The sequence below is a fragment of the Enterococcus pallens ATCC BAA-351 genome (assembly GCF_000407485.1).
In the GTDB taxonomy this organism is placed as follows: Bacteria; Bacillota; Bacilli; order Lactobacillales; family Enterococcaceae; genus Enterococcus_A; species Enterococcus_A pallens.
Window position 1 is genome coordinate 76,816 of sequence record NZ_ASWD01000003.1, and the last position, 20,462, is coordinate 97,277.

Annotated in this window: 20 protein-coding genes; 3 read left to right on the plus strand and 17 right to left on the minus strand. The window is 37.7% G+C overall.

All coding sequences use genetic code 11. The annotated features are described in order from the left end of the window. Positions 1–140: 140 nt before the first annotated feature. The 12 genes from I588_RS12915 to deoC form a co-directional block, all read right to left on the minus strand. A complete protein-coding gene (locus I588_RS12915; RefSeq protein WP_010759193.1) occupies positions 141–980 on the minus strand; it encodes a class II fructose-bisphosphate aldolase in 840 nt (279 codons plus the stop codon). 13 nt (positions 981–993) lie between these two features. After that, positions 994–2,052 carry a zinc-dependent alcohol dehydrogenase gene (locus I588_RS12920; RefSeq protein WP_010759194.1) on the minus strand — a complete coding sequence of 353 codons (1,059 nt, stop codon included), beginning with the start codon at positions 2,050–2,052 and terminating at the stop codon, positions 994–996. Between the two features lie 15 nt (positions 2,053–2,067). Beyond that, positions 2,068–2,883: a PTS system mannose/fructose/sorbose family transporter subunit IID gene (locus tag I588_RS12925; RefSeq protein WP_010759195.1), complete on the minus strand. Its 816-nt coding sequence runs from the start codon at positions 2,881–2,883 to the stop codon at positions 2,068–2,070. A 14-nt stretch (positions 2,884–2,897) separates the two neighbouring features. Beyond that, on the minus strand, positions 2,898–3,638 hold the full coding sequence (locus I588_RS12930) for a PTS mannose/fructose/sorbose/N-acetylgalactosamine transporter subunit IIC (RefSeq protein ID WP_010759196.1): 741 nt from the start codon (positions 3,636–3,638) through the stop codon (positions 2,898–2,900). A 20-nt stretch (positions 3,639–3,658) separates the two neighbouring features. Next, positions 3,659–4,144, minus strand: coding sequence for a PTS sugar transporter subunit IIB (locus I588_RS12935; RefSeq protein WP_010759197.1), 486 nt, complete (start codon positions 4,142–4,144; stop codon positions 3,659–3,661). 2 nt (positions 4,145–4,146) lie between these two features. Next, positions 4,147–4,557, minus strand: coding sequence for a PTS sugar transporter subunit IIA (locus I588_RS12940; RefSeq protein ID WP_010759198.1), 411 nt, complete (start codon positions 4,555–4,557; stop codon positions 4,147–4,149). A 250-nt stretch (positions 4,558–4,807) separates the two neighbouring features. Continuing rightward, positions 4,808–7,519 carry a sigma 54-interacting transcriptional regulator gene (locus I588_RS12945; protein WP_010759199.1) on the minus strand — a complete coding sequence of 904 codons (2,712 nt, stop codon included), beginning with the start codon at positions 7,517–7,519 and terminating at the stop codon, positions 4,808–4,810. Between the two features lie 122 nt (positions 7,520–7,641). Beyond that, complete coding sequence (locus tag I588_RS12950; RefSeq protein WP_010759200.1) at positions 7,642–8,601, minus strand: Gfo/Idh/MocA family protein; 960 nt, start codon at positions 8,599–8,601, stop codon at positions 7,642–7,644. Between the two features lie 108 nt (positions 8,602–8,709). Then, complete coding sequence (gene tkt, locus I588_RS12955) at positions 8,710–10,707, minus strand: transketolase (RefSeq protein ID WP_010759201.1); 1,998 nt, start codon at positions 10,705–10,707, stop codon at positions 8,710–8,712. Between the two features lie 276 nt (positions 10,708–10,983). Further along, positions 10,984–11,811 (minus strand): triose-phosphate isomerase family protein, encoded by an 828-nt coding sequence (locus tag I588_RS12960; protein ID WP_010759202.1) that lies wholly within the window; start codon positions 11,809–11,811, stop codon positions 10,984–10,986. A 73-nt stretch (positions 11,812–11,884) separates the two neighbouring features. Beyond that, on the minus strand, positions 11,885–12,532 hold the full coding sequence (fsa, locus tag I588_RS12965) for a fructose-6-phosphate aldolase (protein WP_010759203.1): 648 nt from the start codon (positions 12,530–12,532) through the stop codon (positions 11,885–11,887). Positions 12,533–12,554: 22 nt separating this feature from the next. Continuing rightward, complete coding sequence (gene deoC / locus I588_RS12970; RefSeq protein WP_010759204.1) at positions 12,555–13,277, minus strand: deoxyribose-phosphate aldolase; 723 nt, start codon at positions 13,275–13,277, stop codon at positions 12,555–12,557. 287 nt (positions 13,278–13,564) lie between these two features. Between deoC and I588_RS12975 the strand changes: the two genes are divergently transcribed. After that, positions 13,565–14,446, plus strand: a complete 882-nt coding sequence (locus I588_RS12975) for a MurR/RpiR family transcriptional regulator (protein WP_248628228.1) — start codon at positions 13,565–13,567, stop codon at positions 14,444–14,446. A gap of 82 nt (positions 14,447–14,528) precedes the next feature. Here I588_RS12975 and I588_RS12980 read toward each other — a convergent pair whose 3' ends face one another. Beyond that, on the minus strand, positions 14,529–16,202 hold the full coding sequence (locus I588_RS12980; protein ID WP_010759206.1) for a formate--tetrahydrofolate ligase: 1,674 nt from the start codon (positions 16,200–16,202) through the stop codon (positions 14,529–14,531). A 256-nt stretch (positions 16,203–16,458) separates the two neighbouring features. On the opposite strand from I588_RS12980, the gene I588_RS12985 reads away from it, so the two are divergent. Further along, entirely contained in the window at positions 16,459–16,677 is a 219-nt protein-coding gene (locus I588_RS12985; RefSeq protein WP_010759207.1) for a cold-shock protein, read from the plus strand. 23 nt (positions 16,678–16,700) lie between these two features. Here I588_RS12985 and I588_RS12990 read toward each other — a convergent pair whose 3' ends face one another. Beyond that, positions 16,701–17,129 carry an EbsA family protein gene (locus tag I588_RS12990; RefSeq protein ID WP_010759208.1) on the minus strand — a complete coding sequence of 143 codons (429 nt, stop codon included), beginning with the start codon at positions 17,127–17,129 and terminating at the stop codon, positions 16,701–16,703. Positions 17,130–17,162: 33 nt separating this feature from the next. On the opposite strand from I588_RS12990, the gene I588_RS12995 reads away from it, so the two are divergent. Next, positions 17,163–17,564 (plus strand): ribonuclease HI family protein, encoded by a 402-nt coding sequence (locus I588_RS12995; RefSeq protein WP_010759209.1) that lies wholly within the window; start codon positions 17,163–17,165, stop codon positions 17,562–17,564. Here the strand turns inward: I588_RS12995 and cls are convergent. The 3 genes from cls to I588_RS13010 form a co-directional block, all read right to left on the minus strand. Beyond that, on the minus strand, positions 17,559–19,019 hold the full coding sequence (gene cls / locus I588_RS13000) for a cardiolipin synthase (RefSeq protein WP_010759210.1): 1,461 nt from the start codon (positions 19,017–19,019) through the stop codon (positions 17,559–17,561). The genes I588_RS12995 and cls overlap by 6 nt on opposite strands. A gap of 328 nt (positions 19,020–19,347) precedes the next feature. Then, positions 19,348–20,178, minus strand: coding sequence for a zeta toxin family protein (locus I588_RS13005; RefSeq protein WP_010759211.1), 831 nt, complete (start codon positions 20,176–20,178; stop codon positions 19,348–19,350). Then, on the minus strand, positions 20,171–20,446 hold the full coding sequence (locus tag I588_RS13010) for a hypothetical protein (protein ID WP_010759212.1): 276 nt from the start codon (positions 20,444–20,446) through the stop codon (positions 20,171–20,173). Before I588_RS13010 ends, I588_RS13005 begins: the two co-directional genes overlap by 8 nt. Positions 20,447–20,462: the final 16 nt, after the last annotated feature.

Below are 20,462 nucleotides of genomic sequence, written 5' to 3' on the forward strand. Positions count from 1 at the left end.
CATTCTGGTTATAGAATAACTATTATTAATGTCTTGGACTACGATATTTATCTACCTAATTATTAGGAAAGATTTCACAAAATATTTGTTTAAAAGCAACCAGAAAAATACCTGGTTGCTTTTGTTCTAAAGATTAGAAATTAGCCTTTGAGCTTTTGGGTTTCAAAAACTTCAAAATAGTGAGTTAAGCAGTCTTTCATTCCCGCATTCGCGGCTTGCTTAACATCCAAATAATTGTCTGGTTTTTGTTGTCGTATATTTTCCATTGCCGCATTAACTAAATCTGAAAAAATATTAATTTTAGCAATCCCTTCAAGACCACAGCGCTTAAGGTTAGCGTCACCTGAAGAGGAGCCCCCGTGCAGAACAAGTGGTGTAGCTACTGCTTCAGCAATCTCCTTCAAGCGTTCAAAATTAATTTCTGGTACCCCTTTGTACATTCCATGAGCAGTGCCAATTGATATAGCTAATGAATCTACTTCCGTTGCCTCAATGAATTTTTTTGCATCTTCAACAGTGGTATATTTTGAATCTGTCTGAGCGTGATTTTCGTAGTTCACCCCTGAACCAACGTGACCGATCTCTGCTTCCACCACCACCCCTTTAGGATGAGCATAAGCGATAATTTCTTTTGTCTTTTTAACATTTGTTTCAAAATCATCTTGGGAAGCATCAATCATGACGGAAGAAAAACCTAGGTCAATCGCTCTTTTAATAATGCTAGGCGTCATTCCATGATCCAAATGAAGAACTACTGGAACGGATGCTTGTTCAGCCAAATATTTACCATTTAATGCAGCTTCTTCTAAAGATATCAGTTCAATATGAGATTCAGCTAAGGCGATAATAACTGGAACACCCAATTTTTCTGCCGTCTCCACATGACACTTCATTGATTCAATATCGATAAAATTTGGTGCTGGAATCGCACAATGCTTGTCTCGTGCTTGTTTAAACAATTCCTTTGATGTTACTAACATAGTTCAGCCTCCTTTATAATCTAACACTCACACGATATCGACCAGGTTGACTAGCATATTCAAATGCTTCTTGAATATCCTTTAAATCAAAAACCTTTTCAATCAGTGGTGTAACGTCAATTAACTTATGACTTAAAATGTCCGCTGCTGTATAGAAATTCTCCATATACGCCTCGAAAGCACCGATCAATTTCAATCTTCTGTAATGCAGCTCATTGGGGCTCATTGGAATTTCTGGTGCTGGATATCCTGCAGAAAAGAATAAGATTTCTCCATCTAATTGTCGAACTAATTCAAAGGATTGTTTTGCTGCTTGTTTCGCTCCTACACCAAGGATTACAATGTCAGCCATTTCACCATCGGTCAGTTCACCCAGTTTTTCCTTCACATCTTCTTTCCCTGCATCAATTACCTCGAATCCATAGGCTTTCGCTTTTTCGATTTTATTCTCCATTAGTTCGGAAATAATCACGCGAGCACCACTTAACCTTGCTACTAGAGCATTTAATATCCCCATTGTTCCAGCACCAACAACAAGAACTGTTTTACCAAGTTCAATTGTAATATTTGATTGTGCGCTGACAACTGTAGCCAAAGGCTCAATAAATGCTGCAAAGGAGGGATCTAAGTCTTTATTCGTTTTTACTAAAAATTCAGTCTTTCTTACTGCATACGTAGCGAATCCGAAAAATCCTTTAATACCTTCCATCACTTGAATATTTTTACGCTCGGTACAATTATCCGTTCTGCCGATCTTACAGTTCTTACATCTTCCACAGTAGCTATAAGCGAAGCTCACTCGATCTCCAACTTTAAATTCTTTAACATCCTTACCTACTTGAACAATGGTTCCAGAGCTTTCGTGTCCGCCAGCCATTGGATATCCCTGGTGTTCTCTAAGTCCCAGCCATTGTCCATAATCAGTGGTACAAATGTTACAAGCATCCTGTTTTATCAAAACCTCTTCATTATCGAGTTCTTCAGGCATGGCCACCTGCTGAACGACCGCTTCTCCTTTTTTCAATAAGACTCCATAATCAATAACCTTTGTTTCAGCTTCAATTTTGCACATCTATACTTATCCTCCTTAGAAAATACCAATAATAGAACCACCGATAGCTAAAGCTAAAATCAAAAGCATAATAACTGTAAAGTTTTGATTTTTCTTACTTAACCACCAGTAAATTCCAAAAGTTACTGCTAAAGGTAATAAACCGGGTAAGATGCTATCTAACATTTCTTGTAAAACAAATGTATTGTCAGCCCCTAAGCTAAATTTGATTGGTGTGGTTAGATTTACATAGGTTGAAGATAGACAGCCCATCATAAATAGTCCCAACGTCCCAGCACCAACGATTAATTCGTTAATCCAACCAGATGATAAAATATTTCGAATAGATTCTTTGCCAAGCTTATAGCCATAGTCGCATAAGAAGGTACCAATAATAAATTGCAGTAAAGGAAATAGCAGAATTACAAATGCTCCAAGTACACTACCTTGAGCTGATAACGCTGCAGATAAACCGAAAATAATCGGCTTCAAGGTTGCCCAATCAATTGAATCACCAATTCCAGCCAAGGGACCCATCAATCCTGTTTTCATGCCGGTAATCGCTTCGTCAGGAATATCCTCACCATTAGCCTTTTGTTCTTCAAGTGCTAAGGTTACCCCATTGATTACTCCGCCCCAAACTGCTTCAGTATTAAAGAAAACCAAATGGCGTCGCAAGGCGCTTTTCATATCTTCTTTATCAGGATAAAGCTTCTTAAGTACTGGGATGAGTGCGGTACAGTACCCTAAGCTTTGCAAACGCTCATAAGAAATCGCCACTTCAGAAATTAAAAAATAATACCAATAATGTTTCCGAACATCCTTTTTTGTAAGTGTTTTTCTTTCTTCCATCGTAATCCCCCTCGCTAGGCTTCTTGTGATTGGCGTTTATTTATTGTAATTAGAAGTACTGCACAAATTCCAAATACAGCGGCTCCCATAACTGGTAGACCAGCATATTGGACTAAAAAGTATCCTATGAAGAACCAGGGAAGTAGTTCTTTTTTTCCAATGACGAAAATAGTAATGGCGAATCCTAAAGCCGGAAGCATGCCACCTGCAACAGTAAATCCATGTGTCAGCCATTCTGGAATAGCATTCATTACTTTAGTAACGGCGTCTGCCCCATATAGATTTGCTAAAAATGGAATTGGAAATCTTAGGACAAAGCTCAATAAAAGTGGGTACAAAGTAGCTGCTAAAGTAATTTTTCTAGTGTCTCCTTCTTCTGCATATTTATCTGCCATATGAATAAAAGTAGCATTCAACGTTTTTCTCAATTGATCAATAAACACACCAACAATTCCAACTGGAACGGCAATTGCAATTGCAATCGAAGGCTCAAGATTGGCTTGTAAGGCAATTGGGACAGCAATTAAACCTGCCAGCGCGTCATCAGCCGGCATATTGGATCCCGCTGGTACTAAGCCGATGTATAGAACCTCTACTGCTGCTCCAATAATCATCGCTTGTTTCAAATCACCCATAACAATCCCTATCAACATTGCGGAGAAGATGGGTTGTCGAATAGCATGATTCAATCCGTAACCCCAGTCAGCTTTTACAATGAAGTACCAAATTCCTGTAAAAATGGCAACACCAGTCATAACAATTCCCCCTCATATTTTTAAAATTTATTTCCTACCTTTTCAATTGAAACTGGTGAATCCTCTGGAATCATTTGTATATACACTTTTGTTCCAGCAGCTGCCATATCAGAAAGGTCTTGATACTCTTCCTTCGTTAAAGCAATTCCTTTACTGATATTGACCTTTCCAGCCCCACTTCCAGTTCCGCCAATTTGTAATTCCTTTAATTTGACACCGTTATCAAAAAGTTGTTTAGCTGTTTCAATTGATTTAAGCAGTACTAAAATAGAACTATATTCGAAGTTATTTTCTAAGCATTTTTTTGAAAAATCGTCGACGGTACAGATTTCAACGGAAACGCCCGGCGGTGCAGCCATTACATAAATGTCAGCCATAAATGGATCTTTAGATAATTGATCGTCGACAATCATAATTTGTTTTGCTTGGGCTTTTTTGTTCCACTTTGTAATTACCTGTCCGTGAATAAGACGAAAATCAATTCTTACTAATTTTAGACTATCCATAACTATTTCTCCTTATTTTCAAATTCTTGAACAACATCTCGAACACCTGACTTAGCAGCATCCATACATTTTTCGACGGCATAGCTATGATCTTTTTGAAGGCGCGACATTTCAAATTCGATTAACATTGGTAAACTTACACCTGAAATCAGTTGAAAATTTCTTTCCTTTGAAAGTTTGAGTGCTACATTAGATGGCGTACCACCAAATAAATCAACGAAGATCACTGATTTTTCCGGTGCATCTTTCACCTCTTCTGCAATCGAGGCATATAATTCTTCTGGTGACATCGAATGTTCTAAGGCAAACCCATAAGCATTCTTAATTTCACCAAGAATCATCTTTGCACTGTTCAAAAGTTCTTTTCCAAAAAATCCATGTGTCACAACAATAATCCAAGGTTCCTTTTCCATTAAAATCCTCCTTCCTTTTCACTTAACTATTAAGCAAGTGCCGTGCCAAAAGATTTATGTTGCTGTTTTCTTCCTTCAAATAGGTTAAACTAGCTCATTATCGGTTAAGGTTTTATAAAATAGACATAGAAGAATTAAGAAAGGTTCTTCTATGTTCTTCTTTTAACATAGTTTTGGAAATTCCCGCCAAATACAAAAAAATCCATGTTAATCGTACAAGGATTAACATGGATTTGTAGCAGCAAAGATGCTATAGATTTTCTAAGATCATCTCAACTATATAAGCAATTTCACTTTCAGGAATCTCAATGGAATAATAGTCTTCCATATGTTTTACACTTGATTTAATTAATTGAAACTGTTTTGGAAATTTCTCTTTTAATTCTGATAATGATTCGTTCTCGAGAATTTCGTTCTTTTGTACTCTTTCCACCAAAAACGAAGTGTGAAGAATATATCTGACATAGAAATTCGCATTTTTATCTAGGAATGGATATTCGTCAACAGTAATTTTGTACGCTTTTCTCAAATTGTCCAGCACAATTTCGGCATCAATAACTTCTAATGATTCTTTCAACAGGCTGACAAGAGAATTTACGGGACTTCTTTCACTTTTCTCTGCTAAATTAATGTTTAGAACATTGAAAATGATAGTTTCTAATCGGTTAAAGCCATTGCCGAACATCATATCATTCATTGAAATAAAAGGAATATTCGGAGCCTTAATGTCCACCGTACCAATCGTCGCTATCACTCGTTCCATTTCGTGGAACATAAAAGGTTCCCCTAATGGAACGATTTCAAGCTGGTTGATAAGCTCATTTTGAAAATAGTTTTCTTTTAGATAGTCAGAAATCTTTTGCGCCGTCCCTGTTCCTGAAGAACAAGAGACAATTATTACAGGCTTGGCTTTCTCACTGCTTCTGTCAATTCCTTTATTCAATGACAAGGAATTTCGGCTTATATAATTTGAGTATGAGGCCAGATAGCTCTCCAGTTTTTCGAGAGTGATCCCAATTAAGGAGCATTTCATTCCTGCTTCAAGTGCTAGAGCAGTAGTCACACGATCAATTGATACAATATTGATTTGAAGTTCCTCAGCCAACATTGCTGAAAAGTTAACTAATGACCCCATATCTACTAGTAATAATGCACCCTTCTCAGTATTAACTTCCTTAAGCAATTCTTTTGTTTTGTCATACATCTCAGATGAAGGCATGCTTAGCGGCATATCAATTCCATAACAACACTTGATACCCAGCAATTCGTTCACAAAGGATGCAATACTTGTAGCTGTTGAATTTCCGTGAGCAATAATAATCAAAGGAATTCTTTGACTTACTTTTTCTTCGTCAATTGTATTTTGAATAATTTCAATGATCGGCAGCAGCTCTTGATCTGGAACTTTTAAGAAAAACTCTTGTTCAAAGCAAACCCTTATCATCTTGGCGATTGAAATCTCTAATCCATCTAAGTCTTCTAGCACATTCTCTTGAAATTCCACTGCAAAATGATCACTTCTAAGTCTTTCATACAAAAACTGTAAATAAATAGACAAATTATTCTGCAGCTGTTGCGTTGATTTAAATCCTCTTTTTTCATTAAAATAGTTCAGAGCGAACTGGACGTTATTGTATATGCCACGATCGACGAATTTAAGTAATTCTGATTTATGGAGCATCCTTTTTTCAGCGTTTGTTCCCATAATCGTTCGTATGTATTCATCGAATTCAAAGGTTTTCATCTTTTTAGCTTCTTCATCTAAATCCTCTACGGCCATATTTTTGTCATCCAAGTAGTCAAAAATTATATAGTTATTCATCTTCGAAAAGAGAGGAATATTGTGTGAATTAAGTATCTCTTTTTGAATACTGTCAGGTAGATACTCTTCTCTTATCGATATTTTACCGGAATTATTTTGATGACCTTCTAAATAGGCTCTGGCACAGATCATCTTTATATCACTTTTGAGTTGTCCAATGTTTCCTGACGGATTATAAAAAATTAATCCTTTTAAGCACTCGTGAGTAATCGAAATGGAGCTCTTCAAGTTTTTACTTTCCATTTTTAAAAAGTAATCAACGATATCTAGTTTTTCTGAAATGTCCTTTTGGCCTAGACTGGGTAGAGAGATGGTGACAGGAATTCTTCTGAGCAGCGTTTTTAGCATAACTTCTTCTAAATTCTCCGTCGTAGCACAAATAATTAATACCTGTGATTTTTCAAAATCATTGGAGGATCCGAGTTTTCTATACTGCCCCTTATCTATTAATTGGAACAACATTTCTTGGGATTGAAAAGACAACCTATGAACCTCGTCTAAAAATAGAACACCATTATTTGCCCGACTGACAAGACCTTCCTTTTCTTTATTCGCTCCAGTAAAAGCGCCTTCAACATGTCCAAATAAATGAGAAAAAAGTAAATCTCCATTGTCCGCATATTCGGAACAATTAAATGAAATGAATTGACCATTGCAATCGATCGTTCCACTTTGTTTTGCATACTCAAACATTTTTTGCGCGAACGTAGTTTTCCCTACGCCACTAGGTCCTTGCAAAATAGTATGCAGTCCGTTTGGAGGATATATCATCGCAGATTTTGCCTTTTTGATTGCTCTTCGCAAGCTTTGCTTATGTCCAATGAGCTCTTTGAAAGGGTCACTATTTTCTAAAAAGTCAGCAAGGGAAGATACTAAGAGTTGATCTTTTGATAGCGGCTTTCTTAAAAGCCCTTCCATTTGTCTTCTTGAAAAAAACCTTACAGGCTTTTGTTTTACCTTAATTAGGACGCCCTCTTTATGCAGTTGATTACAGTCCCTGTTGACGTTATTAAAATCCAATGTTAGCTCAGCACCAATTTCTTTTGTAGTAACGCCTTGTGTAGTGTTGAGATCACTGGTGTGGATCACTTTGGATGAGTACTCTTCAATATAATTCTCAATTTTTTCTTTTCTCTTCATTTCGGTTCCTCCACGTTTTGAAGACTCTATTTTCACTACATAATTTCATTCATAATATCTGATTACTACAATTCAGTCAATATGTGCTTTATTTGAATTGGCATCTCTGCAGATAGTTTGGATTAAGCTTTTAACGCATTATCAATGATTTCTAAAACTGCTTTGCTTTGCTGAAGCATTACATCTCTGTAGGAAAAATCTTTGTACTCAACCATTTTTACAAATTCTGTAAACTCCTGATACATCCTATGAGAAGAAGAATTTTCAGCAAATTTTTTTCGTTTTTCTCCCTTTTTTTCAATCGCAATGCTTGGAAGTGTGTTCGTAGGACCTTTTATGAATATAGTCCCTTCCTCTCCTTGGATCGTTGATATATTATTACCAAAAGAATCTTTTGCTGCCACACAGACAACATGAAAGCTTGAATAGTCTAAAATTAGTATTCCCGAGGTATCGATATCCAGCTTCATATTTCCAAAATATTTTACATCTACTGGTTTCCCAAATAAACCTACCGCAAGATGGATATTGTACACATTCAGGTCTCTTAATGCACCTCCACCTTTTTGGAAATCAAATGCAGGTAAAACTATTCCATCTCTAAACTGATCATACCGTGAAGAATACTGAGAATAATTGAATTCAACGACTCTGATTTCACCAATCTTGGATAAATAGTTTTTAATGAGCTTGTAATTTTCTAAATACTGATTTGTAATTGCTTCTACCAGAATCAACTTTGACTGATCAGCCAGATTGGATAAAATAGTTAACTCTTCAGAGTGAAGAGCGAACGGCTTCTCGCAGATTACATTTTTCCTGTTTATTAAAGCATTTAGTGCTTGTTCATAATGTAAGTGATTAGGTGTCGCAATATAAACCGTATCAAATATCCCTTGCTTTAAACAAAGGTTATAATCAGAAAATACTTCGTCAACTCCGTACTTCTTTTGTAAAGCTACTCCTTTTTCATAACTTCTTTCTGTTGTGCATAAGGCTGTCACTTCAATTTCAGGGATGTATTGCTGAACCTTTAAAAATTCTTCTGCAATCATCCCCGTCCCGATAATTGCTATTTTCATAAACTTCTCCTTGTCATCGTCCACCTAAGCTATTTCGAATTTTTAACTAAGTAAAGAGTATCTAATCAACATTTTACAGTGGATGATTGAATAGATACTTTTTATATTTTAGTTCAATGAATCAAATGTATTCACTACGTTATCGATAGTGAAACCAAGCCGTTCTAAAACCAGACCTCCTGGAGCAGAGAATCCAAAGTGATCAATACTGATCATTTTACCAGTGTCTCCCAGGTATCGCTCCCAACCAAATGAAGTACCAGCTTCAACAGCTAATCGTTTAGTTACTGCTTTTGGTAAGACGGATTCTTTGTATTCATCATCCTGCGCCTCGAAAAGATCAAAACTAGGTAATGATACTACAGAAACATCTTTTCCTCTCTTTTTCAAAACTGTTTGTGCTGCAATTGCTAAACTAACTTCAGAACCAGTGGCAATAATGATGCCTTCTGGTATAGCCGATTGAGCTTTTGACACGATATACCCACCTTTTTCTACACCAATTCCGGCATTTTCTTGTGTGTCTGGTAAAACAGGTAGATTTTGTCTGCTCAACACTAACAAAGTTGGTTTGTTTTTTGTCTTTAGTGCTACCTTCCAAGCCGCGGTGGTTTCATTACCGTCAGCTGGCCGGATTACTTGGACATTAGGCATACAGCGTATACTTGCTAATTGCTCGACTGGTTCATGGGTTGGACCATCTTCTCCAACTGCAACTGAATCATGAGTCAAAACATAGATCACAGGCAATCCTTGTAAAGCTGACATACGAATAGCGGGTCTTAAATAATCAACGAATACAAAAAATGTACCGCCATAAACTCGAGTTCCACCATGTAACTGAATACCATTCATTGCTCCAGCCATTGCGAATTCACGAACTCCAAACCAAATATTGCGTCCTTCATAAGAAGCAGGTTGAAATTCCTTTTCCGCTACAACTGTTGTGTTATTCGATCCTGACAAATCTGCTGATCCGCCCCAAAAACTTGGTACAGCTTTAGAAATTTCTTGGATGATATCTTTACTTGACACACGGCTAGCTTGACTGGAGCCTTCTGGATAAACTGGTAAATCAACATCCCATTTTTCTGGAAGTTTCCCATCAAAAGCTTCTTCAAATTGCTTAGCCAGCTCTGGATAAACAGTTTTATACTCTTCAAAAAGTTGATTCCATTCTCCTTCAGCCGCTCCACCTTTATCAATCATTTCTGCTTTAAAACGTTCAGCTACTTCATCTGGAACAGTAAAGTCAGGATACTCCCAATTATAAACCTGTTTAGCTGCTCTGATTCCTTCATCACCGATTGGGGCACCATGAACGGCAGAAGTTCCTTCTTTTGGAGCACCATAGCCAATTACTGTTTTTATCTCAATCAAAGTCGGTTTTTCTGTCTCAGCTTTCGCCTCATCAATCGCACTGTTGATTGCTTCTAAATCATTGCCGTCTTCTACCAGAATATGCTGCCAACCATAGGCTTCATAACGAGCGCCCACGTTTTCTGTAAAGGCTTTAGATGTTGGTCCATCTAAAGAAATATCATTAGAATCATACAATACAATCAATTTGTTTAATTTCAAATGCCCTGCCATTGAACTAGCTTCCTGAGATATGCCTTCCATCAGATCGCCATCTCCACAGATAGTGTACGTGTAATGATCCATTATATTATACTTTCCTCGATTATAAACCGCCGATAAATGAGCTTCTGCCATAGCCATGCCTACAGCCATAGCAATTCCTTGTCCTAATGGTCCAGAAGTTGCTTCTACACCATCTGTCTGTCCATATTCAGGATGTCCAGGTGTTTTACTTTCCCATTGTCGGAAGTTTTTCAAATCGTCAATCGTTACTTTGTAACCCGATAAATGTAATAAACTGTATAACAGAGCAGAGCCATGTCCTGCCGAAAGAATAAAGCGGTCTCGATTCGGCCAGTTCAACGAGGTTTTGGGATTCACACTTAGATGCTTCGTCCATAGCGTGTAAGCCATTGGAGCTGCCCCCATAACAATACCTGGATGGCCTGAATTGGCTTGTTGAATTGCGTCAATCCCTAGTGTGCGTATAGTGTTAACACTTAACTGATCAATGTTATCAAACATTCATTTCTTCCTCCTAAGATTTCAAATAACTACCATTTACTCTTGACTAATCGTAGGAAAGAGGCTGTGACGTAAAACATCACAGCCTCTTTCATAACGAATAATCGGTGTGACTAAAGCAACTCTTTCGGAAATAAGCCGAATAATCACAAGATTATAAAAAGCTCTAGGTAGGTACTGTTCGACATCAACTTCAAGATCCGCTGTGTCTCTCAGCAATTTTCGGATGATCCCGGTTATTTTTTGGAGCTGAACGCTGTTGTCCCAGCTGCTTTCCTACTTATCTAATTCAGCCTTCAAATTTTTAATCACATCTACAATTTGTTGTAACCGATTTGAATCACTGCCGAACCTGCCTAATAATACACCATCTAAGTCAGCCATTTTAATCATAGTGATACTATTCTCCGGACTAACAGATCCGCCATATACAACACGAACCTTTTCATTTGCCTCTTCTCCAAAAATTCTGGTCAGAGCTTTTCGAATAAATGATGTTGCCATTTTAATATGTGGTGCTCCAGCTGCTTTACTTTGGCCCACCGCCCATGCAGGAGTATAAGCAATAACAATCTTATCTAAATCTTGTTTATCTACACTATACAAACCATTGAAAACACGTAAGAATAATTCTTGTTCGAGTTCTTGTTCATAATTTGGATTTTTCAAGTCGTCGATAACGTTATCTGCATCCTTCTTTTCAAGTTCACCAACACATAGAATGGGACTTACATTATTATTAAGAGCTAATTTTACTTTTTTGTTGATAATGTCATCTGTTTCATTAAAGAGCTTTCTTCTTTCCCAATGTCCCAGTTCAACAAAAGTTCCTTCCATATCTATTAATGATTCAATTGAAAACTCACCACTTAACTCACCATGCTCAATTGATCCAATATTTTGGGCACCCAAATGAACTGGCGTATCTTTAATCACCTCATGTACTGGATAAATTGTTCCCATTGAAGGTAAAATGACAACGTCAATTCCAGCATCTGAGTTTCTGCGATCACTAATCTGTTTAGCAAATTCAATTGCATCTTTCATATGATTTTGTCTCATGGACCAATTCATTATGATAATTGGTTTTTTTTGGTTATTCATTATAATCATCTCCGTAGTTTTTCTCATTACGATGACCTAAGAAAAGCAATTTAACAAACAGAATCTAGCATTTTTATTTCTTTGAAAATGCCGACCAGTCTTTCTCAAATTGTTCGATCCCTTTATCCGTTAATGGATGACTCCATAACTTAGGAAATAAGCTGCCAGGAATCGTCGCAATATCCGCACCTAGTACAGCTACTTTTTCAACGTGCTCAAGTCCTCGAACACTGGCAGAAATGATTTCTGCTTCGTACCCGTAGTTATCTAATACTTTTCTTAGTTTCAAAATTAACGCCATACTGTCCGTTCCAATATCATCTAAACGTCCCAAAAATGGACTAATGTAGGTAGCCCCAGCTTTCGCGGCCATTAAGCCTTGAGCAACGGTAAATACCAATGTAACGTTTGTCTTGATTCCTTTTTTAGATAGATGATTCACTGCTTTTAGCCCTTGTTCAGTCATTGGAATTTTTACGACTACATTATTCGCCCAATTTGCTAAGGTTTCCGCTTCTGAGATCATTTCTTCGGCTTGAGAACCCGTAACTTCTGCACTCACTGGTCCGTCAACTATTGAACAAATTTCTTTGATTACTTCTTCAAAATCTCTGCCTTCTTTAGCAATGATGGTTGGATTTGTCGTAACGCCATCAACCAATCCTAGTTCATTAATCCGTTTGATTTCTTCTACATTGGCCGTATCTAAAAAGAATTTCATCTTATACTACCCGCTCCTCTTTTTAATATGCGTCAGTACTTACACTGTTATCTAAGCCTAAAACCGTTGGTGTTGATTTGTATCCTACACCCATGCGGTCAATTCCCATATCGATCAATTCTAAGAAGTGGTCACGAGTACGGATGCCTCCGCTGCCCTTAATTTTGATGCGTCCTTTGCATTGGTCCATCATGATCTTGATTACTTCATTTGTGGCGCCATTCGATTCGTATCCAGTAATAAAACCAGTACTTGTTTTTACGAAATCTGCTCCTGCAGTAATCGCACATTCACAGGCTTGACGAACCTGTTCTTCATTCAACGTATCTGTTTCAAAAATAACTTTCACGGCTGTTCCATACTTATGGCATACATCCACAACCGCTTTAATATCAGCAGTCACATCGTCATATTTTCCACTTCTGATCCAGCCAAAATTAGCCACAATATCCAATTCATAAATGTCGCCGCGTTTACAATACTCTTCAGCTTGCATTGCTTTTGAAGCAGTTGTACTTGTCCCGAAAGGAAAATCACAAACTACACAAATCTTTGTCTTAGTATCTTTCGTCATCTCGGCTGCGATATCTAATGATGAAGGATTGATACATACTGTTGCACAATGGTAATCAATCCCTTCTTGAATATACTTACGAATTTCTGCCTCTGTAAAATCTGGTTTCAATACTGATTGATCAATATACATTCCTAATTCTTCTACTGTCATTTCTGCTGCCTTTTTCATAGTAGTAAACCTCCTAATATATTTTTCGTTTTGTATTTTTACTACATTTTGAGTATAAAACATTTCTAATACTTTGTAAAGAGGAAATTGTAGCAAAATTACTTTCTTCTCTTTTTTTGAGGACATCTACAAAGACAATAATTTCAGATAAAATATTTACTTCTACTAAATAGAATATTTTTAGCAGAAATCAGTCTGCTCTTTCTGCTGATTGTACCGGCACTTTTTTATAGGATTTGACGTATCTAAAAAAATACATTACTATGTAGTAAAACTACTAAAAAGGCTTGGTTAAATCTATGAATGACAATCAATTATACTCAGAAACGATTAAATTAAACTATCATTCTCTCAGTAAGTCTGAAAAGAAAATAGCAGATTATGTTTTAGAAACAGGATATAAAGTATCTGAAATGGCTTTAGCTGAACTGGCCAAAGCGACTGGGGTCAGTGATCCTTCGGTAGTCCGCTTTACTAAAGCTTTGGGGTACAAAGGCTTTAGTGATTTCAAATCTCGCGTTTTACGAGACTGGGGAAAAGAAAGTTCTCTCCCTCAATCTGACAAGTTTGTTGATCTGAATATTTCACCAGAGGATAAGCTGGAAAGTATCCCTCAAAAAATTGTCAGCTCCTCTATGAAGGGCTTAGAAGATACCATGAAAATTTTTGACTATAAAGCGTACGAAAAAGCTGTTCATCGTATTTCTAAAGCCAAGCGAATTGAGGTTTTTGGGGTAGGAACCTCTGGCAGTATTGCTTTAGACTTTGTCAGCCGCTTGATTCGTATTGGGTTGAATGCTCGTTATTTCGCGGACAACCATTTAGAACAGTTAAGCCTTGTCTCTTTAGGAAAAGAAGATGTTGCAATCGCAATTTCTCATTCCGGCAGCACAATTGATGCGGTGAACAGTTTAAAAATTGCCAAGGAAGCTGGTGCAACAACGATTGCCTTAACAAACTACAAAGCCTCGCATATCTCTAAGTATTCAGATATCGATTTATTAACTGGCGATCATGAAACGACCTTCTACAGTGAAACGATGGTTTCTAGAATGTCCCTGCTTTCTCTAGTAGATATGCTGTATATGGGTATTCTGTTAAGTGACTATGAAAAATATACAACTATATTAGACAAAGTGAATACCTTGGTGGAAAAGAAAAACTACTAAAAAAGATGGTGTATAGCCAAGCCTAATACTAGGACAGCTATACATCATCTTTTGTTGGTTCTAGTTTAATTTATTCTATCACTTAGAACAATCCAATCGCATTACCCTCTGCATCAACATCCATATTCAAGGCTGCTGGTTTCTTAGGCAGACCTGGCATCGTCATTACGTCACCCGTCAAGGCAACGATGAAGCCGGCACCGATTTTAGGGACAAATTCACGAATGGTTACCGTGAAGTCGCTTGGAGCTCCTAGCTTAGCTGGATCATCTGACAGTGAATACTGTGTTTTCGCCATACAGACTGGCAGTCGGTCCCAGCCGTATTTTTTGAAGGTTGCCAGCTGCTGTTTCGCTTTCTTGCTGTAATTTACTTCTGAACCGCCATAGATTTCCTTGACGATGGTTTCTACTTTTTCTTCTATGTCGTCGTGTTCACGGCTGAAGATAGAGGTGAATTTTGCTTCGCTTTCTTCAATCGTTTGTACGACTGTATTGGCTAAGTCAACGCCACCCTCAGGACCTTTTTCCCAAACGCTGGCTAGTTCAACCTTGACATCCTCTGCTTCACATAATTCTTTTAGTAAAGTAATTTCTTTGTCGGTATCGCTGATAAATTCATTGATTGCTACGACTACCGGCAGACCGTATTTCTTCATGTTCGCAATGTGTTTGGCTAAATTGCTAAAGCCCGTTTTTAATGCTTCTAGGTTTTCGGCACTTAAATCAGATTTTGCTACGCCGCCATGCATCTTCAAGGCACGAATAGTTGCCACAATTACAACTAAATCTGGTGTTTTACCTAAACTTGGTACTTTAATATCTAGGAATTTTTCTCCTCCTAGATCGGCACCAAAGCCAGCTTCAGTAACTGTATAATCTCCGCAATGCAACGCTGTGTTAGTGGCAAGAATACTGTTACAACCGTGAGCGATGTTAGCAAACGGTCCGCCATGTACGAAGGCCGGTGTTTGGTAGATCGTTTGAACTAGGTTAGGCTTAATTGCATCCTTCAAAATCAAAGCAAGGGCACCTTCCACCTTCAAATCGCCAACAGTAATCGGTTCACGGTCGTAGGTATAAGCTACTACGATATTGCTCAAGCGTTTTTTCAAGTCTTGAATATCTGTCGATAAACATAAAACGGCCATAATCTCGCTGGCAACCGTAATATCAAAGCCATCTTCACGAGGAACGCCGTTAATTGGTCCGCCAAGTCCTACAGTAATGTGACGCAGCTCGCGGTCATTTAAATCGACTACCCGTTTCCAAATCACTCGGCGAGGATCGATTCCTAGTTCATTTCCTTGATGAAGATGATTGTCTAATAGGGCAGATAAGGCGTTGTTGGCAGTTGTAATGGCGTGCATATCGCCGGTAAAGTGAAGGTTGATATCTTCCATCGGCAACACTTGTGCATAGCCGCCACCAGTCGCTCCACCCTTGATACCCATTACAGGTCCTAAAGAAGGCTCACGAAGCGCAATCACGGTATTTTTGCCGATCTTGTTTAAAGCATCGCCTAAGCCAATCGTTACGGTAGATTTTCCTTCTCCTGCGGGAGTTGGGTTGATTGAGGTAACTAAAATCAGTTTGCCCTCTGGTTGCTGATGAATACGATCCAAAGCTGAGAAATCAATTTTGGCTTTGTATTTGCCATATAGTTCAAGATCCTCCGCTGTAAGGTTTAATTTTTCCGCAATTTGCGTTATCGGAGCTAATTCCGTTGCTTGAGAAATTTCGATATCTGTTTTCATATGTCTTCCTTTCCCGAACGATAATCATTCTGGTCTCTTTTTTATTCGTTCATCCACATTATAACGAATTTATTTGAGAAAAACACTAAATACCATTAGTAAATTTCTTCTGAAGGCAAAAGCGTTCGGATTCTCCTAGATTCCCCTTTGTTTACTCGTAACGACTTCACTTTTATTAGGAAAAATTGCTTGTACATTCGCTTTTTTTCACCCTTTCGATTATAATAGAATCACTACTGATAAGGAGTGTGGCTGTATGCAAACGGGGATTGTTAAATGGTTCGATGAAGCAAAAGGTTATGGCTTTATCACTTATGATGAAGATCAGGAAGTTTTTGTCCATTTTACAGCTATCGAAGAGGATGGCTTCAAGTCATTGAGGTCAGGAGAAGTAGTACAATTTGTGATTGTTGAAGGCGCTCGCGGTGAACAAGCAGCGCATGTGAAAAAGAATATCGAAAATCCAGGAAATTAGAGTTAAAAAAATAAACGTAAAGATTAGTCATGGCTGATCTTTACGTTTTCTTCTTTTACATTGATTTCAGGGAAATGGGCAGCCAGGTTTTCAAAGAAACGCTGTCGCTGTTTTTTTGACATGGACAAGCGATACTCACCCAGGCCTTTTTGTTGAATAATAATGCCATCTTTTCGGTTACAAATCTCTTCAATATGGGACGTTGGCAAAAACTTTTTGCGCCAAAACAGTGAATAGTGAATAGTAAGTCCTTTTTCATTGATGGTTAAGTAACGATGCAACCCAATGATTGCAAAAATGAAAAACACCCCAATGATCAGGTTGCCCTTCAGAAAAGGCCGCGTGTTTTCTAACGTCACAATTAACCCATAAAACAGGATAATGAAGGTAATTGACCAATAAATGATGGCAAGTGACAGCTCTGGCTGCCAGAAATAGCGCTTGCTCTTCATGCATTACTCCTAACTAATAAAAGGATGATTGATATGATAAAAGTATATACAGACGCCGCTACGAATGCCCAACAGAAAAAAAGCGGAGGCGGCATTTTGATCGTAGATGATACTCAGCAAAAGCAACTGGCTATTCCCCTTAAAGAAGAAGATAACCACACGGCTGAGCTTGCTGCAATTCTTTACGCCTTGCGGTATTTACTTGACCAGCAGCTAGCTGATCAAAATGTTCTTTTGTATTCAGATAGCAAGACTGCTATAAAAATATTAGACCAGGGCCAGACAAAAAACAACCGTTTTTTGCCATATTTAATGGAGTTTAACGAATTAGCCCCTCAATTTACTTTGCTGGTCCTGCAGTGGATCCCGGAAAGTAAAAATAAAGGGGCTGACCATCTCGCTCGCCAAGGTCTGCAAAAAAGCTTAAAGCTATAGAATAGGTGACAATAGACGAGAGAATTTTTGCTTAAAGTTCAACCAGAAGGACTGGTCGGCAATCATTTTATCTGTCAGCAGAATGGAATCTTCCATGTCTTTTTCAAAAATGTCCCGGAATTTTTGGGCAATCGCTGGATCATAAATGAAGGCACTGACCTCGAAGTTCAATTCATAGCTGCGGATATCCTGATTGGTGGATCCAAAGCTCGCTAATTCATGGTCAACTACGACTGTCTTAGCGTGTATAAAGCCGTTATTGTAGTGATAAATTTTGATGCCGCGCTCATGTAGGAAATTAGCATAATACTGGGTAGCACGGAAGATAAAGGGATGGTCCGGCATATTTGGTACCATAATCCGGACATCAATTCCTGAACGTGCTGCAATCAACAGTGCCGACAGCATTGTTTCATCTGGTACTAAATACGGTGATTGAATCCAGACACTTTCCTCAGCGGCTAAAATCATTCGTACAAAACCGTCTCGAATAATCAATTCCTCTGATTCAGGGCCATCGGCAACAATCTGCATTGGTACCCCCTTCTTAATTTCTTTTTCCGGCAGCACGAAATATTCCGGCAAATAGGCCATCCGATCTTCTTTCTTAGAAACCGATGCATTCCAGTCTCTTAAGAAAATTTCCTGCATAGTAAAGCTGGCTGTTCCTAAGACTCGACCATGAGTATCTCGCCAGTTTCCAAAGCGTTCTGACTCTCCTAAGTATTGGTCTCCCACGTTAAAGCCGCCAGTCCAGCCGATTTGACCATCGATGATGACCAGTTTGCGGTGCAAGTGATAATTCAAACGGGTTTTGGCTATAATATTCTTGGATGTAATAAAGGGGGTTACTTTCCCGCCTTTTTCTCTTAACGTAGCAAAAAATTTCTTATTGGCTTTTGGTGAGCCCCATGGATCATAAATCAGGCGAACCTCTACACCTTGTTCGGCTTTGTCCTCAAGGATTCGCAAAAAACGATTTCCGATTCGATCGTTAAAGAAGGCGTAATATTCTACGTGAATATTGTTTTTAGCATTGCGTAAATCTTCAAACAACCGTTCAAACTTCTCATTGCCATCTAAGAAGAACTCAATTTCATTTCTAATCGCAATCGGTGATTCATCCCGCCGATCAAAATAGTGGGACAGTGCCTCGGCTGTAGGATACAGATTACTGGGCTCATTGTGACGAACATCTTGATTGTCTATCGCAATAATATCCGCAATCTCTTTAATCCGGCGATGGTCTTCCTGTTCGAAGCGGTACACCGTTTCTCCATCGATTCCCCGACCACTAAAAGCATACAGGATAAATCCTAAGACCGGTAAAAAAATTAGCGTCAGCAGCCATGCTAAGATGGTTGTGATGCTTCGCTGTTTACGAAATACTGTTATAATTGCAATGATCGTATTGACAACGATGATTCCTAAAATTATTTCTTCAATCAATCTCATAAATAAATCCCCATTCTTCCTTCGTAATTCTGCTAAATTTCACAGAATTTTGCTCTTCTCTTTAGGATTATACCTATAAAAGAAAAAGATAACAAGAAAAGCGCTGTAGGATTCCTGTTATCTCAAGGGTTGTGGGGGATTTTGAATTTATGTTTTCTATCTACCGTTTAGCTAGCTTGATATTATTGTTTGGAACTACACAAGAATTTGAGCGCCTTTCTGTTTTACACTAAGTTCAAAATAATTATTGATTTCTTTTTTATCTATCTAATATAAAACATGTAATAAAATGGAAATACATTACAAACAAAAAGAAACTATTTATGCTTCAGAATAGTTTCTTTAAGGATTGATATCTAGACACTAACTGTTTATAACTTTTCGCTTTTTGATGCCTATTTATTTCCATCAACTGTATAATTCTTTGAATTTGATCAAGAAGGTCTTTTTTCTCTGCTTCTCCATTTAATATTGGCTCTAAAACCTCTTTTGGATTTTCTAAAGGTGTCCGTTCAGAATTGTACAATAAATTCAGTTCCCTATCAAAAATTTTAATTATTTTAAAAATATTTTTCTTATACAATTCCGAAATATTCCCTGATAAATTTTTAACAACTAAATCATGATGTTCTTTTTTTGTTTCCCTAGCTGTTATAGCATTTTTAGAAAACTGATACTCATATCTTGCAAGTGTCCCTAAATATGACAAATCTTTTGAGACAGCAACTACGTAAAGGCTTATTTCATATCCTTTTTCTTTCAGCAAGCTAGCAGTCATCGTCGGCACCTCTATTGTTCTTAGAGTTCCTTCTATTATCAAATGATAACTCTCGTTACTCAAATAGGACACGATATCTTCTGTGAGACGATTAGAAAATGGTGTCACATATTTTACATAGTCTTTACCATACTGTTCCACAATTCCATCAAAATTTGGATGAGCCTGTTTGAATGAATCATTATCGACTACAATTACATTTGTACCAATTTCCTTAATGACCGCATATCTTAATGCTGTCTTCCCAGCTCCAGGTTGTCCACCAAGTAAAAAAGCTTTTGGACTCTCTGATGGATCTTTTGAGAGTGTCAAAGCTTCTAGGGTATCCTCTAAGACCGAAGAGTACTGTTGTTCACTATAACCTAAATTAAAATTAGACATACTGTTCAACTGCCTTCTGATCTGTTATAGATTTAGTATAAACATCCATTGCATTCCAATAAGACTCAACTTTAGCTAAATCACTCATAGACATTTCAAAAAGATTCATTTGCAACATTCCTTTTAGTTGATCCAACAACTCAGCATATAAATCATTTTTATTTTGTCTATCAATTTGATGATTAACCACGTATCTCAAAACACGATTATAAACATTGCGAGAAAATTCATTTAGTGATTCAATTTTGAAAGTTTTTTCGTAATCCATTTTTCTCACCAACCTT